Genomic DNA, 15697 nt, shown 5'->3' on the forward strand with positions numbered 1-15697 from the left:
TCTTTTCTGAGGTCGCGGCATGGCCCGCCGGGCGTCAGGCCACCGCGCTGAAACGGGCGGTGGTGGCGTCGACGTGGTACCGTGCCGCCCAGTCCCGGCTGTCGCGGGCGAGGCGGCAGATGTCGTCGACGATTGCCTCGGCGTCCGCATCGTCCTGCAGGTAGGACAGGCTGAACCGCACCCAGCCCGGCTTCTCGATCTCCCGTCCCGCGGCCAGTCGATCCATCAGCGCCGCCGACGCGCGCTCGTCGATCCCCAGAAGCGCATGGGCGTAGGGGCCGGCGCAGGCGCAGCCGCCGCGAACCTGGATGCCGTGCACGTCCGACAGCATCCGCGTGAAGAGCTGGTGGTGAACGGGCTGCCCCGCCGCATCGGTGACCTGGAACGAGAAGATGGAAAGCGCGTCTGCCTGCCGCAGCCCGAGCAGCTGGATGTTCGGCTCGGCCTCCAGCCGCTGTAGCGCGCGCTCCCGCAATGTGCGCTCGCGCGCAGCGATCCGATCGGTGCCGACGGCCTCCTTGACCAGCAGGGCGAGCGCGGCGCGGATGTCGCCCACGACGTTCGGCGTTCCGCCCTCTTCACGCGCCGCGATGTTGTCGGCGTAGACTTCGCCCCAGGGCGAGACGAAGCTGACGGTGCCACCACCCGGCGCGGTCGGTGTGGCGCGGCGCACCAGCGTTTCGCGGACGATCATCACGCCCGAGGCGGCGGGACCGCCGGGAAACTTGTGGGGCGAGAACACGATCGCATCCTTCGCCGCGTCCGAGCCCGAGGCCATCGACATCGGCAGGTAGGGGGCCGCGGCCGCGTAGTCCCAGATTGCGAGCGCGCCGTGCCGCTTGAGCAGGCGTGTCACGTCGTCGGTGTCCGTCATCAGCCCCGTCACGTTCGAGGCGGCCGAGAAGCTGCCGACGACAAGGTCCGCGTCCTCGGACGCCGTCAATGCGTCTTCGAGCGCCCGCATGTCGGGACCGCCGGTCGTCCCCTCGGCGATCGTGACGACCTCGGCGCCGCTGTCGCGCCAGGGCAGGATGTTCGAGTGGTGCTCGTAGGGGCCGAGCAGGACGACGATGCGCTCTCCGCCGGCCACGCGCCGCTCGATGTCGAGCAGCCGGACGATCCGTGTCAGGCCGGCCGTGGCGCCGGAGCCGCCGAAGACGACGTGGCAATCCTCGGTCGCTTCGACGATCCGCGCTACGGTCGCGCGGGCCTCGTCGCGCAGGCGGCTCGCGCGTTGGCCGCAGGCCGAGGCTTCGGTATGTGCATTGGCGTAGAACGGCAGCACCGCGTCGATCACGAACTCCTCGACCTGCCGCAGCGCCCGGCCAGAGGCGACATGGTCCGCATAGCGCAGGCGCCGCATGCCGAACGGCGTCTCGAACGCCATCCCATCCCCGATCAGTCCGGCCCGCAGGCGTCCGATCAGGTCGGGGCCCGAAAGCCCTTGGGCGAAATCCGAAAGGGTCTGCATGCTGCTGCTCCTGTTTCGTTAACGCTCGCAACCTGCGACACAGAGCGTGACGAAATCAGCGACGAATTACTGTCGTTTCCGTCCCGTGTTGATGATATTGATCGATATATGACCGTAGAGATCGATCACGTGGACCGCCTCCTGCTGCGCGAGCTTCAGGCTGACGCATCCCTCAGCCAGCGCGAACTGGCCGAGCGGGTCGGCCTGTCGCAGAACACCTGCTGGCGGCGGCTGAAGCGGCTGGAGGAAAGCGGCGTGATCCGGGGCAGGCGGGTCGAGGTCGATCGCCGCGCGGTCGGGCAAGGGCTCGTCGTGTTCACGATGCTGCGGACACGGCGCCATTCCCGCGACTGGCTTCAGACCTTTCGCCGGCACGTCTCGGCGCTGCCCGAGGTCGTCGACTTCTACCGGATCGGCGGCGACTACGACTACATGCTGAAGATCATCACCGAGGACATGGCGAGTTTCGACCGCGTCTACCAGCGCCTGATCGACACGATCGAGCTGGAGTCCGTCACCTCCTACTTCGCCATGGAAGCGATCCTCGAAAACCGCCCGTTGGAGGTCTAGTCAGAGCCGCTGCGCTTCGGTCCTTCGCCTTGCCGTTCCACCTCTCGCAACGCGCCCTTCAGCGCGGCCGCAATGACCCGCTCCCGCAGGCCTTCCGCCCGATCGAGGCCCATCCGCCGCAGGCAGTCATCGGCCGTCGCGCCACCGCGCCGGCCTTTCAAGGCGAGGCGAAGCATGGCGCGCCGCGATCCCTGCGCTTGGCCCAGGACCGAGAGGGCGGGAAGAAGGCGGCGTTCGGTGGCGTCGAACGCGCTGCCGAAGGGAAAATCTGGCAGGGCGTCTTCGCGGAACGGAGCCAGCCATTCTGTGACGGTGCCGGGCAGGTTCCGCCCGTGCGCCGGGGGCAGTTCGTAGTCCGGCGCGATCTTTCCCGCGGATTTCGCCTTGTCGAGAAGCTCGGCCTGAAAGCGGCTGTCGGCGATCTGGATCATCGCCGCGATCGCCTCGGCGTCCGTGCGGCCGCGCAGGTCCGCGATGCCGTACTCGGTCACGACGATGTCGCGGAGGGGACGGGGCAGGGTCTCGTTCTCGCGGCTCCAGACGATGTTGCTCTCGACCGAGCCGGCCTTCTGGCGGGTCGCGGGAAGCACGATGACGGATCGTCCGCCGTCCAGCGCGAACGCCTGCGAGACGAAATCGTGCTGACCGCCGACGCCGCTGACGACCTGGCCGTCCTCGCGCGCATCCGAAACCACGGCCCCCAGTAGCGTCGCCTTCATCGCGGCGTTCACGAACCGTGCATCGCGTCGCGCCGCTCTCTTGGCCGTCTCGTCGCCGTAGAGCTGGTTGGTGAAGCTCACCGGTTTCATTGCGATCTTGGCGCGGCGGTCGGGCGGCATTTCGCGCAGGCGGGCATAGAACTCGCGGCTTTCGACGAAGAAGCCGGCGTGGATTGCGGCGCCGTCCACCTCGCGCTTGATCACGCCGGCGTCGAAGAGCTGCAACAGCCCGTCGACCAGCATCTCCGTGACCGAGTACAGCCCTTCGGAGAACGGGCCGGACTCGTCGAACCCGTCGTCGGGAAAGGGACAGGCCGCGCGGATCGGAGCGATCCGGCCGTCGTGGCGCAGCAACAGGGCGTGGGCGACGGCATCGCCGATCTCGCCGATGCCGATCTGCAACGTGCCGCCGTCCGGGATCAGGCGCGAGACGTGCAGCGCGATCGCGTGCTCGGTATCTCCGACGGGACGTTTCAGCGCCGAGAACAGCTCGAACGGCTCCGGCGGCTCCAGCAGCATGTCGGCCTCCGCCAGCGGGATGGCCGCGTCGCCCCCCAGAAACGGCAGCTCGGGGTTCAGCTCGCAGCAGAACAGGAACTCGACGTCGCCCGCTCTGCGGCGCGAGAGCACGTCGACGCTGATGTCGGTGTTGCACGACAGGCTGAGCCGATCCCCGTCCGAGGCGACGAGTTGCATCACCAGGTTCGGCTCGTGCGCCAGGAGAAGCTCGAGTGCGTCGACGTAGTTGACGGAGATGTAGTTTCGCTGTGCCTGATCGACGCCCAGCCAGCGCCCGGCCATGAAGAAGAACTCTCGCACCTCGATGTTCGCGGGCAGGGTCCCGTCGCGGAGCATCCGCGCATACTCGATCTGCGGATAGGCTCCGAAGAGCCGGTCCATCGCGGGCCCGAGAAAGCGCTGCTCCATGTCCGAGGAGGGGGCGGGGCGTTCCAGCGTGAGCGCGGTGAAGATCGACAGGCGGATCGACGGGTCCGCGACGGCGCGACGGGTCAGGGCGTTGAGCAGCGTGACCGGTTTCCCCAGGCCCAGCGGCAGACCGAGGCGCACGTCCTTCCCGAGGCGGTCGATGATCTTGGCCGCCATCGTGTCAGCGTCGGCGTGACGCCCTTCCCGTTCAGTCAATGCTCGACCAGCCATCGTCTGGAGCGAAGCGGTTTCCGTGCGCCTCGGCGAGCGCTTCGAGGCGCGCTTTGACCTCGCCCGTGCCGCGCGTGCGGGCATAGTGCATCGGGCCGCCGCGGAACGGGGCGAAACCGGTGGCGAAGATCATCGCGCCGTCGACTTGATCCTCGTCCGTCGCGACATCCCTGCGCAGACACTCCACGCAGGCATCGAGAATGGGCAGGATCAGCCTGTCCGTCAGGTCCGCCGGACCCTCGGGAGCGTCACCGGGCTCGGGCGTGCCCTGGCTCCAGTCGTAGAAACCCTTGCCGGCCTTGCGGCCGGTCTCGCCCTTGTCGACCTTTTCGCGCAGCCAGCCGGGGATCTCGGCCATCGGCTTGTCGAGGTTCGCCCGCAGGCTCTCGGCGACGTGAAGGCAGATGTCGAGCCCGATCTGGTCGGCCAGCGTCACCGGCCCCATCGGCATCCCGAACCGGATCGCGGCGCCGTCGACCGTCTCCTTGTCGACGCCTTCGTCGACCAGCATCATCGCCTCCATCAGGTACGGCGTCAGGGCCCGGTTCACGAGGAAGCCGGGATAGTCGCGGACCCGCGCCGGAAGCTTGCCGAGCGTCCCGCAGAACGCGGCGAGGCGATCGGTCACGTCAGCGTCTGTGCGATCGTGGCTGACCACTTCGACGAGCTGCATCTTCGGCACCGGGTTGAAGAAGTGCAGCCCGGCGAAGCGCTGCGGGCTGGGCAGCGCGTCTGCGAGAGAGGCGAGGCCCAGGCTCGACGTGTTGCTGGCCAGGATCGCGTTGGGCTTCATCCGCGCCACCAGATCGGCATGGATCTTCGCCTTCAGGTCCGGATCCTCGGGGCCGGCCTCGATCACGAGGTCGGCGCGCGGGACGCCGTAGCCCCTAGGGTCGGGCATCAGCCGATCCAGCGCGTCCCGCGTCTGGGCTGGGCTCAGATGCGCGCCCTCGCAAGTCCTGCGCGAGGACTTCACCGCGGCGCCGAGCGCGGACGCGTCGACGTCCCCGAGGGTGACGTGGTGCCCCTTGATCGCCGCCCAGGCGGCGATGTCGCGTCCCATCGGCCCGGCGCCGGTCACGTGGACACGGGAGATGCCGCTGTCGCCGCGCCCCGCCGCCTTGAGGGACTGGTTCAGAAAGAAGACCCGGATCAGGTTCTGTGCGGTGTCCCCTTCGAGGAGCCGCGCGAACGAGGCGATCTCGGCCTTCTGCATCGCATTGGGGTCGTCGCCGTATTCCTCCCACAGGTCGATCAGTGCATGGGGCGCCGGAAAGTGATCCTGCGGCGCCTGTTTCGCGGTCTTGCTCCGCATCTGCCGGGCAGCCAGCTGGCGCCCCTGTTTGAGGTTCATCGCGCGGGCCTTCCAGCCGGTCGCGCGGTCCGGCGCGTCGCCTTGCGCGAAAGTCTCGACAGCGGCGGCGACGTGGCGCTCTTCGGTGACGACATCCACGATGCCCAGCTTTCGGGCCTTGCCCGCATGCGCCGTCTTGCCCGTCAGCATCAGCGACATCGCCTCTGTCGGGTCGATCAGGCCGGTCAGGCGGAAGGTTCCGCCGAGCCCCGGATGCAGGCCCAGCCGGACCTCGGGAAAGCCGACGGCCCCGCCGGTGATCAGGATGCGCCGGTCGCAGGCCAGCGCCAGCTCGAACCCGCCGCCAAGCGCCTGTCCGTGGATGACAGCGACGGTCGGGCAGGGCAGGCGTTCGATCCGGTCGAGGACGTCGTGCCCCTGTCGCAGCAATTCCTCCGCGCCCCCGGCTTCGAGGTCCGAGAAGCCGCCGATATCGGCACCCGCCGCGAAGCCCGAGGATTTGGTCGACCGGATGACGACGGCGCGGGGGCGCTTCGTCTCGATCCGTTCGACGTGGTCGGCGAGTTCGCGCAGCACGTCTTCCGAGATCGTGTTCGTGCCGGACCCGGCCTTGTCGAGCCCGAGCCACGTGATCCCCGCCGCGTCCGTCGCGACGCGCCAGTTGCCCGTGGGCTCGACACCGTCGAGCGGTCCGAGCTCCAGTCGGGTCTCGCCGAGATAGCTCAGAACGGGTCCGGTCATGTCACCGCCTCCAACAGCATTGCTCCACCCTGGCCGCCGCCGATGCATTCCGTCGCGATGCCGCGCCTGCCTCCGGTGCGTCTGAGGGCGTTCGCCAGGTGCAGGACGATGCGATTGCCGCTCGTCCCCACCGGATGCCCGAGCGAGATCGCGCCGCCGTCGATGTTCAGGCGGTCGCGGTCGATCCGGCCGAAAGCACCGTCAAGGTCGAGGATCTCGCGGCAGAAATCCGCATCTTCCCACGCGGCGAGGCAGGCCAACACCTGCGCCGCGAAGGCCTCGTTGATCTCCCACAGGTCGACGTCGTCGGCGCTCAGGCCGTGCCGCCTGGCGATCGGTGTCGACGACATTACGGGTCCCAGGCCCATGATGGCCGGATCCAGCGCGGCCCATTCGCTGTCGACGATCCGCGCAAGTGGCGTCAGCCCGTGCCGCTCGACCGCCGCCTCGGAGGCGAGGATCGTCCACGACGCGCCGTCGGTGATCTGCGAGGCGTTGCCGGGCGTCACCTTGCCGTAGGGCTTTTCGAAGGCGGGCTTGAGTTTGGCGAGGGAGGCAAGGTCGCTGTCGGGACGGACCCCGTCGTCGGTTTCGTGCGTGTGGCCGTCATCGTCGAAGGCCGGCTCGACCTCACCGTCGAGCCAGCCCTCGGATTGTGCCTTGGCAAGCCGGTGGTGGCTTTCCATCGCGTAGGTATCGGCGGTCGTCCGGTCGATCCCGAAACGATGCGCCAGGATTTCGGCGGTCTGGCCCATGTTGAGCTCGGTGATCGGGTCGGTCAGGCCGCGCTCCAGCCCAATCACCGGTTTCAGGAAATCTGGCCTGAGCCCGGTCATCTGGCGGGCCATGTCGACGGGGCCCTTGGCCCGGCCCATCCCGGCATACCATTCCACCGCCTCTTCGCGCAGGACCAGCGGCGTGTGGCTCAGCGCCTCGGCGCCGCCGGCCAGGATCATGTCGTGGCTTCCGTCACGGATGTAGCGATAGGCCGTGTCGATCGACTGCATCCCCGAGCCGCAGTTGATCTGGGTGGTGAAGGAGACCGTCTGCGCGCCGAGCCCGAGGCGCAGGGCGGCGACGCGCGCCGGGTTCATCTCGTCCGCGATGACGTTCACGCAGCCGAGGATTACCAGGTCGAGCGCCTCGCGCGGGAACGGCTGGCGCGTCAGCAGCGGCCGGCCGCATTGCACGGACAGGTCCACGGGCGTGAACGGGCCCGGCGCGCCGCGCGCCTTGATGAACGGCGTCCGGGCGCCATCGACGAGATAGACGGGAAATCCGGTCATTCTGCGGCCTCCTGCGAGGGTGTGTCGGGCATCCGGTACTCGGGAAAGAAGCGGGCCAGCTCTTCGGGTGCGAAGTCGTCCACCGCGACGACCCGCGCCACCGCGGCCGACATCTCGTCCAGCCGGTCCTTCTCGTCCTGCGAGATCGTGCCATCGGCCAGGGCCTCATCGGGCGACTTGCCGGCCTCGCGCAGCCGCTTGCGCAGAGGTTCTGCGGTGCTGACCTTGGCAAAGGCATCGTTGAGATCGGCGACGCCGTCGCGCTGGCAGCCGCCGAACATCCGCCCCGTCAGCCTGTTGCGCGTCTCTGACGGCTCCAGCAGCAGTGCGGCGCAGGCGGAGGTAAGGCGGTCGTCCGGCCCGCGAGACGCCCGCGGCCGGATCGCGGCGCGCAAAAGCCAAGCGGCCCAGCGGGCGGGCAGGTTCGCCAGCACCTCGTCGAGGTTGCGACGGACCCGCGCCAGCCCGTCCTGTGCCGTGTACTCGAGCAACGGCAGATCGGCCTCCGGCCGGCCGTCGTCGTCCCACCGTTTCAGCGCGGCGCTGATGAAGTAGAGGTCGGACAGCACGTCGCCCATCCGGGCCGAGATCATCTCGCGCCGCTTCAACCCGCCGCCGAGCGTGAGGAACGCCATGTCCGCCGTCAGCGCATAGGCCGCAGACCAGCGCGACACCTGCCGGTAGATCCAGCGGGCACGTCCCGCGTCGGGCGCAGGGGCGAAGTGGCCGCCCGTCCAGGCGCGACCCACGGCCCGGCCCGCGGTGCGCAGCGTGTGCCCCACATGGGCCCAGAAATGGCGGTGGAACGCGTCGAGCGAGGCCTCGTCGTCTGGTTCTTCCAGCGCCCGCATCTCGTCCAGCAGGTAGGGATGGGCCCGGATCGCACCCTGGCCGAAGACGATAAGGCTGCGCGTGACGATGTTCGCGCCTTCCACCGTGATCCCGATGGGCACCGCCCGGTAGAGCGGCGAGAGATAGTTCGAGGGGCCGTCGATCACCGCCTTGCCGGAATGGATGTCCATCGCCGCCGTCGCGGCGTCGCGCATCCGTGTCGTGCCGTGCAGCTTCATGATCGCCGAAATGACCGCGAGCGCACGTCCCTCATCGAGCCCCGCGCAGGTCAGGCGGCGGGCGGAGTCGAGCGCATAGGCGCTGGCCGCGAGGGGGCCGAGCTTTTCCTGGATGCCCTCGAACTTGCCGATGGGCAGGCCGAACTGCTCGCGCACGCGGGAATAGGCCCCCGATCCGTGCGCGGCGAGCGCCACAGCGGCCGCCGAAAGGGACGGCAGCGAGATGCCGCGTCCGGCGGCGAGGGCACCCATCAGCATCGCCCAGCCGCGACCGGCCATGTCCTGACCGCCGATGATGTGATCGAGGGGGATGAAGACATCATGCCCCTCGGTCGGGCCGTTCTGGAACATCGTTCCCGCCGGGATGTGCCGCCGGCCGGTCACGACGCCGGGAAGGTCGGTCGGGACCAGCGCGCAGGTGATGCCGATGTCCTCGTCGCCGCCGAGCAGGCCGTCGGGGTCGCGCAGCTTGAAGGCAAGTCCCAGCACCGTGCAGACCGGCGACAACGTGATGTAGCGCTTGGCCCAGTTCAGCCGGATTCCCAGCACCTCTTCGCCGTCCCACATGCCGCGGCAGACGATCCCCTCGTCGGTCATCGCCGACGCGTCGGAGCCCGCCTTTTCGCTGGTCAGACCGAAGGCGGGTAGCTCGCTTCCGTCCGCGAGACGCGGCAGCCAGTGTCGTTGCTGATCCTCGGTGCCGAATTGCAGCAGCAGCTCGCCGGGTCCCAGAGAGTTCGGGACCATCACCGTCACCGCGAGGGTCAGCGACCGGGTCGACAGATAGCGGACCACCTCGGAATGGGCGAAGGCGGAAAAGCCGAGCCCGCCATGCTCTTCGGGAATGATCATTCCGAAGAAGCGCTGCTCGCGCAGGAAAGTCCAGACCTCGGGCGGCAGGTCGGCCTCTTCGTGGTTGATGCGCCAATCGTCGATCATCTCGCAGAGTGCGGTGCACGGCCCCTCGAGAAAGGCGGTCTCTGCCTCCGTCAGCTCTGGCCGCGCGACGGCGGCAAGCTTCGACCAGTCGGGGTCGCCCGAGAACAACTCGGCTTCCCACCAGACCTCGCCGGCAGACAGCGCCTCGGCCTCGGTGTCCGACAGGCGCGGCAGCGCCGTCCTCGCCCAGCGGTGAATCGGGCGCGTGACGTGGTTCCGGATCAATCCGCTCATGCGACCATCCCTCCTCGGTCACTGCAGCATGGGGGAAACGTCCGAAGCCGCGCGAAGGTCCCCATGCCCGTCGATTGAAGCGCCGGTGTCGCGGAACGGTGCCCGAGCGCGGCCGGAGTACCGGCCCCGTGTCGCCGGACGGACAGGCGGATCACGTTCGCTGCCATCCAAACCTCCGTGCTTGCCGGCGACGGCCGTTCGTGAAGCGGCGCGTGCGGCTATTCCGGCGTGATCACCGGGCCGTCATGTCCCACCCGGAAATTGCCGTTCGTCATCAGGGGGAAGACCTCGGTCTCGTCCGCGAGGTAGTAGAGGTAGCCGGTCGACCTGTCGCCGCTCGGGCCGCCGAACGCCGCCTCGGCGCGATCGTCGTGCACGACGCGCCTCGGGATCCGTTTCGAGTAGACCTCGTAGCGGTGGCCGGTCTCGTCACGACAGATGATAGGGCCTCTTTCCGGTCCGGTTTCGGTCTGCATGTCTTTCTCCACTCCGTTTTCGCGGCGAAGTCACGCGAGCGGGGTAATGTTCCCGCCTTTCGGGCCGGTCGGGCCCGTCGGCGGTCAGATGCGGAAAGGCCGGCGAATTCGGGCCGACGGGCGTTTCCCGTGAGATGCGATCGGGGGAACAGCGCTCGGACGGGGTGTGTTGAGACTGCGAATATCCGGCACGCCGAAAAGGGCCCGGATGACAACTCATCGAATGGAGGCTCGAATGGCTCAGTGCGATCACTGCGGCAACGATTATGCCAACCCGATGACGATCGAGAAGAACGGTCAGACCTTCGTTTTCGACAGTTTCGAATGTGCGATCATGAAGCTCGCGCCCACCTGCAGGCAATGCGGCGTTCGGGTGGTCGGTCATGGCCTGGAAGAAGGCGATGACGTCTATTGCTGCGCCCATTGCGCGAAAAAGGCCGGCGCGGACGCCCGCGCCTGATCGCCACCTGTTCCTGACCTGTCGGGGGAGACATGACCAGACGAGTTAAACCGGTCGTCTGTCTTGTCGGCAGCGACACGTTCAACCTTCACCTGGTTCAAGAGATCGCCGAGGCGGCGGACTGGGACATCGTTCCGGTCCTGTCGTCCGACGATGTCCAGCCGAGCCAGGGCAAGATCGACTTCGACGATCTCCTGCGCCGTGCCGAGGGAGTGATCTCTGACCTCGCACAGGGGCCCGATGCCATCATCGGCCACCTGGACTTTCCGGTCACGGCACTGGTCAGCCTGCTCAACCGCAAGTTCGGGCTTCCGGGCGCCTCGCCCGAGGCCGTCGCGCGGTGCGAGCACAAGTACTGGATGCGGCAGGAACAGGCCGCGGAATTTCCTGACACCACGCCGCGCACGGTGCCGCTGAACCCCTTTGCCCCCGAGGCCGCGCATCGCGACGCGCCGGAGTATCCGTTCTGGATGAAGCCGGTGAAGGCGCATTCGTCGAAGCTGGGGCATCTGGTCCGGGACGATGCCGACTTCGATGCCGGCCTGCACGCCTGCCGCAACCATATTCATCAGCACGGCGAGCCGTTCAACGTGTTCCTGGGGCATCTCGACAAGGAATGCGGCCAGCCCGCAGAGATCGACGGCAACTTCGCCCTTGCTGAAGAGCTGATCTCGGCCCCGCGCCTGTTCACGCTGGAAGGGTTCGTCAGAAAGGGGCGGCCCGTCATCTACGGCGCCATCGAGTCGCGTCGTGGCGGGCCGTCCGGGACCAGCCTGTCGAGCTATCACTATCCCGCCGCCATCCCGAAGTCGGTCATCGACACCGCGACCGCGACGGTGGGACGGCTGCTCAAGCGGTTCGGCTTCGACGACGCGCCCTTCAACGTCGAGTTCTTCTGGAATGACGAGACCGACGAGTTGCATCTGTTGGAGATCAACCCGCGGTTCTCGAAATCGCACTCGCCGCTCTTCCGGATCGTGGACGGCGCATCGCACCACAAGCAGGCGATCCAGCTGGCGCTCGGGCAGAAACCGGAGTTGCCGTCCGGGCAGGGCGCCCAGCCGATGGCGGCGAAGTACATGATCCGTTCGACCGAGGCGGACGGCCTCGTCCGGCGGGTTCCGACGGACGACGAGATCTCTGCCCTCAAGAAGTTGATCCCCGATCTCGAGGTGCAGGTCCTGGTCGGACAAAACGAGCGCCTGTCCAGCCTGCCGGATCAGGATAGCTATACCTACGAGTTGGCCGACCTGTTCATCGGCGGCGCCGGTCACGAGGTCATCGAGGACGCGTATCGTCGCTGCCTCGACAGTATGGATTTCCACATAAAGCCATTGCCGGAGGGGTATCCGTGAAGACCGTCCACGACTTCCCGCACGACATTATAGAAGAAGAGAACGTCTCGATCCCGGTGACCGAGGGGCTGCACCTGTCCGCTCGCATCTGGCGGCCCAAGGACGGCCGGCCCGTGCCGGCGATCCTCGAATACATTCCCTATCGCAAGCGGTTCGGCACCTCGGTGCGGGACGAGCACACGCACAAGTACCTCGCGGGCCACGGCTATGCCTGCATCCGCCTCGACATCCGCGGCAGTGGCGAAAGCGAGGGCGTTCTGACCGACGAGTACCTGCAGAGCGAGCTCGATGACGGCGTCGCCGCGCTGCACTGGATCGCCGACCAGCCCTGGTGCGACGGCAATATCGGCATGATGGGCATCAGCTGGGGCGGCTTCAACGCGCTGCAGATCGCCGCGATGCAGCCGGAGCCGCTGAAGGCCATCGTCACGGTCTGTTCCAGCGACGACCGCTATGCCGACGACATTCACCACATGGGGGGCGCGCTGCTGGGAGACAGCCTGTCGTGGTCGGGCGTGATGTTCTCCTTCAACACGATGCCGCCGGATCCGGCGCTCGTCGGCCCCAGGTGGCGTGACATGTGGCTGGAGCGTCTGCGCGGCTCGGGGCTGTGGCTGAAGACATGGTTGCAGCACCAGAGGCGTGACGCCTATTGGCGGCATGGCTCGGTCTGCGAGGATTTTTCGGCGATCCGCATCCCCGTCTACGCGGTCAGCGGTTGGCAGGACGGCTATACCAACAGCGTCTTTCGTCTGATGAGCAATCTCGACACGCCGCGAAAGGGTCTCGTCGGGCCGTGGGGGCACATCTATCCCCAGTTCGGCCGGCCGGGGCCGGCGATCGACTTTCTCTCGGAACTCCTGCGCTGGTGGGACCGCTGGCTGAAGGGGCGCGACACCGGGATCGAGGACGATCCGATGATCTGCGCCTGGATGCAGGACAGTGCGCCGCCCAACCCCGAATACGATCACCGCCCCGGTCGGTGGGTCGGGGAGGAGGCCTGGCCGTCGCCGCGCATCGAGGAACGCCGCTATACCATCGCGCCCGCCCGCGCTCTGGTCCGCGACGGCGCGGCCGAGGTCTGGCCGATGGACGTGCAGTCGCCGGTCACGCTCGGGCTGGCCTCCGGCAAGTGGTGTTCCTACGCCAATGCGCCCGACCTTGCGGGGGACCAGCGCACGGATGACGGTGGCGGCCTGGTGTTCCAGACCGACCCGCTGGACGAGGAGGTCGAGATCCTCGGCGCCCCGGAGGTCGAGCTGGAACTGGCCGCGGACCGGCCGGTGGCCCAGGTGGCGGTGCGGCTGTCGGACATGCGCCCCGACCACCAGGTGACGCGGATCACCTACGGCATCCTGAACCTCACGCACCGCAACAGCCGCCAGTGGCCCGAGGCGCTGGAGCCGGGCGAACGCTACCGGGTGCGCGTGCCGATGAACTACATCGCGCAGACCATCCCCCGTGGCCATCGTATCCGCCTGTCGGTCTCGACGGTCTACTGGCCGCTCGCCTGGACCCCGCCCGAGGACGTGAAGCTGACCGTCTGGACGGGGCTCAGCACCGTGACGATCCCGTGCCGGCCGCGGCGCGACGCCGAGGATGCCAACATAGCCTTCGGCGAGCCCGTCCAGGCGCCGGGCCCCGACCTGACGGCGATCGAGGTGCCCGAGCATCGCTGGCTCGTGCACCACGATCTCGGCGCCCAGAGGTCCGAGCTCGAGGTGATCGACGACCGCGGCACGTTCCGGCTGGAGGACATCGACCTGACCGTCGGCGCCCATTGCGTCGAGCGATACAGCGCCTCGCCGGGCAATTTCACCTCGCTGGTCGGAGAGGCCGAGTGGACCCGCAGCCTCGCGCGCGGGGCCTGGTCGGTGCGCACAAGGACCCGGACCCGGCTCACCTCGGATACCGAGAACTTCTACATCAGCGCCGAGCTCGATGCCTATGAGGGCGACACCCGGATCGAGTGTCTCAGTTGGAGCGAAACCATCCCACGCGACTTCCTGTGAGCCGGTGGGCTTTGGTGTGTGGGGGGCTGCGTTTGCCGTCGAACGTCGCCCGAATTCACATTCCGCAATCGGTGCAACATCCCGCCGGAACGGTGCGTTTGCACCCCACCCGCCACGCAGACGGTCCGGTGCGGTCGCTGTACCCGGGCCGCTCACGCACAGAATTCGACAGGAGACGATACCGATGCCCCAGCCCTTTCACGTCCCGGCCGAAGCACCCGAAGTCAAGGTGATGCAGGAGGCGCAACGCGGCGGGCTCAAGTATCGCCTGATGGTCGACGCCTCCGGCGGCCCGTCCGGCGAGGTGTGCCAAGGCTACTTCTACCTCTACGACGGTCACACCGAGAGCATGCACCGCCACGACGTGACCGAAACCATCTCGGTCGTGGAGGGGACGGGCACGGCGTGGCTCGGGGCGCGGGAGATCACGATGCGTCCGGGCGACTCCCTTTTCATCCCGGCGGGCCACATGCACGGCTTCGCGGCGGACGAGGACATGACCCTGTTCTTCACCTTCCCGACCGAAAGCTTCGACCAGGTGGGATACGAGTACGGCGAGGCCGCGTGACGCAGCTGACGCTGACGCGCCGTCGCGGCCAGTCGGGATGAATCGCGAGGGGGACTGGAGGGTCGCGCCGACCACGCGACGGTACTCACTACGGAGGGAAAGTGGCGGAGAGACAGGGATTCGAACCCTGGGACCCCTTGCAGGGTCAACGGTTTTCGAAACCGCCCCGTTCGACCACTCCGGCACCTCTCCGCGGTCTGGCGGCGAGATAGTGAATGTCCGGCGGGCATGCAAGCCGATTTTCTTCACCGTGTTCACCGGACATTTATGGCTGTGCCCTTGGCACCCGGTCGGGGCGTGCCTACTCTTTTCGGAACGCTTCAAAAACGAGGTCATCATGCGTCTTGCCCTAGCGCTTCTCTGTGCGACCGCAGCCGCTCCGCCCGTACTGGCGCAGCAGACGGACGCCGACGCGCTCTATGACGCGCTCGACCTCGGCACCGTGATCGAGGTGATGCGCGAGGAAGGGCTCGACTACGGCGAGGACCTGGGTCAGGACCTGCTGGGCGGGCAGGGTGGTACGGCGTGGACGAACCTCGTCGACGGGCTCTACGACACCGGGCGCATGGGCGACATCGTGCGGGCCAGGTTCACCCAGGAGCTCAGCGACGTGGACACCGCGCCGCTGGTGGAGTTCTTCAAAGGCGATCTCGGCCAGCGGGTGATCCGGCTGGAGAACGAGGCGCGGCAGGCGCTGACCGACGAAGAGATCGAGGACGCGGCGGCGGCGCGCGTGACGCAGATGCGGGCCGACGACGATCCGCGCATCGACCTGATCGGGACGTTCATCGAGGCAAACGATCTGGTCGAGTCGAACGTCGTCGGGGCGATGAACTCGAACTATGCCTTCTACACCGGGCTCCTGGACGGCGATGTCGTCGACGGCGGCATGACGGAAGAGCAGGCATTGAGCGATGTCTGGGCGCAGGAAGAGGCGATCCGCGAGGACACGCGCGACTGGGTCTATTCCTACCTGACGCTCGCCTACCAGCCGCTCTCCGACGAGGAGCTGAACCGTTACATCGACATCTCGCGCACCGACGCGGGGCAGGCGATGAACCAGGCGCTGTTCGATGCCTTCGACGAGATGTATGTCGACCTCAGCCGCCGGCTGGGCGAGGGCGCCGCGCGGATGATGGCCTCGGAGGATATCTGAGGCGCTCCGCCCCTTGACTTCGCGGGCGGTTCTGACGATAAGCCCGGCTCTGGCAGGCGGGGATTCCGCCTGTTTTCGTTCAAACCGACGTCCCCGACGGGACGCGCTGTCCAAGGTGGCCCGCACGACGGGCCGTGAACACCCCGGCACGGGGGACCAGCGGGCGC

General features: G+C 67.8%; 12 protein-coding genes and 1 tRNA gene. 6 read left to right on the plus strand and 7 right to left on the minus strand.

Annotation, left to right across the window (positions count from 1 at the left end; translation table 11 throughout):
- Positions 1–34: 34 nt before the first annotated feature.
- Entirely contained in the window at positions 35–1471 is a 1437-nt protein-coding gene (locus BMZ25_RS12805) for an aminotransferase class V-fold PLP-dependent enzyme (protein WP_092694205.1), read from the minus strand.
- A 108-nt stretch (positions 1472–1579) separates the two neighbouring features.
- Here BMZ25_RS12805 and BMZ25_RS12810 point away from each other — a divergent pair, with 108 nt between their 5' ends.
- Positions 1580–2041, plus strand: a complete 462-nt coding sequence (locus BMZ25_RS12810; RefSeq protein WP_092694207.1) for an Lrp/AsnC family transcriptional regulator — start codon at positions 1580–1582, stop codon at positions 2039–2041.
- Here the strand turns inward: BMZ25_RS12810 and BMZ25_RS12815 are convergent.
- The 5 genes from BMZ25_RS12815 to BMZ25_RS12835 form a co-directional block, all read right to left on the minus strand.
- Complete coding sequence (locus tag BMZ25_RS12815) at positions 2038–3864, minus strand: acetyl-CoA hydrolase/transferase C-terminal domain-containing protein (protein ID WP_235859866.1); 1827 nt, start codon at positions 3862–3864, stop codon at positions 2038–2040. The genes BMZ25_RS12810 and BMZ25_RS12815 overlap by 4 nt on opposite strands.
- Positions 3865–3895: 31 nt before the next feature.
- Positions 3896–5974, minus strand: a complete 2079-nt coding sequence (locus BMZ25_RS12820; RefSeq protein WP_092694211.1) for a 3-hydroxyacyl-CoA dehydrogenase NAD-binding domain-containing protein — start codon at positions 5972–5974, stop codon at positions 3896–3898.
- On the minus strand, positions 5971–7260 hold the full coding sequence (locus BMZ25_RS12825) for an acetyl-CoA C-acetyltransferase (protein ID WP_092694213.1): 1290 nt from the start codon (positions 7258–7260) through the stop codon (positions 5971–5973). Before BMZ25_RS12825 ends, BMZ25_RS12820 begins: the two co-directional genes overlap by 4 nt.
- Positions 7257–9503, minus strand: a complete 2247-nt coding sequence (locus BMZ25_RS12830; RefSeq protein ID WP_092694215.1) for an acyl-CoA dehydrogenase — start codon at positions 9501–9503, stop codon at positions 7257–7259. The genes BMZ25_RS12825 and BMZ25_RS12830 overlap by 4 nt, the downstream gene beginning before the upstream one ends.
- A 218-nt stretch (positions 9504–9721) precedes the next feature.
- Positions 9722–9979: a hypothetical protein gene (locus BMZ25_RS12835; protein WP_092694217.1), complete on the minus strand. Its 258-nt coding sequence runs from the start codon at positions 9977–9979 to the stop codon at positions 9722–9724.
- Positions 9980–10256: 277 nt separating this feature from the next.
- On the opposite strand from BMZ25_RS12835, the gene BMZ25_RS12840 reads away from it, so the two are divergent.
- The 4 genes from BMZ25_RS12840 to BMZ25_RS20890 all read left to right on the plus strand — a co-directional run bounded on the left by BMZ25_RS12840 (position 10257) and on the right by BMZ25_RS20890 (position 14374).
- Positions 10257–10439, plus strand: a complete 183-nt coding sequence (locus BMZ25_RS12840) for a hypothetical protein (protein ID WP_218142542.1) — start codon at positions 10257–10259, stop codon at positions 10437–10439.
- Between the two features lie 32 nt (positions 10440–10471).
- Positions 10472–11794 (plus strand): ATP-grasp domain-containing protein, encoded by a 1323-nt coding sequence (locus BMZ25_RS12845; protein ID WP_092694221.1) that lies wholly within the window; start codon positions 10472–10474, stop codon positions 11792–11794.
- Positions 11791–13806, plus strand: coding sequence for a CocE/NonD family hydrolase (locus BMZ25_RS12850; protein ID WP_092694223.1), 2016 nt, complete (start codon positions 11791–11793; stop codon positions 13804–13806). The genes BMZ25_RS12845 and BMZ25_RS12850 overlap by 4 nt, the downstream gene beginning before the upstream one ends.
- A gap of 184 nt (positions 13807–13990) precedes the next feature.
- Positions 13991–14374: a cupin domain-containing protein gene (locus BMZ25_RS20890; RefSeq protein WP_177190462.1), complete on the plus strand. Its 384-nt coding sequence runs from the start codon at positions 13991–13993 to the stop codon at positions 14372–14374.
- Between the two features lie 102 nt (positions 14375–14476).
- On the opposite strand, the gene BMZ25_RS12860 is transcribed toward BMZ25_RS20890, so the two are convergent.
- Positions 14477–14566 (minus strand) — tRNA-Ser (locus BMZ25_RS12860).
- A gap of 145 nt (positions 14567–14711) precedes the next feature.
- On the opposite strand from BMZ25_RS12860, the gene BMZ25_RS12865 reads away from it, so the two are divergent.
- Positions 14712–15530 carry a DUF2059 domain-containing protein gene (locus BMZ25_RS12865; protein WP_092694225.1) on the plus strand — a complete coding sequence of 273 codons (819 nt, stop codon included), beginning with the start codon at positions 14712–14714 and terminating at the stop codon, positions 15528–15530.
- Positions 15531–15697 lie beyond the last annotated feature (167 nt).

It is taken from the genome of Tranquillimonas rosea, from assembly GCF_900111315.1.
Taxonomy (GTDB): Bacteria; Pseudomonadota; Alphaproteobacteria; order Rhodobacterales; family Rhodobacteraceae; genus Tranquillimonas; species Tranquillimonas rosea.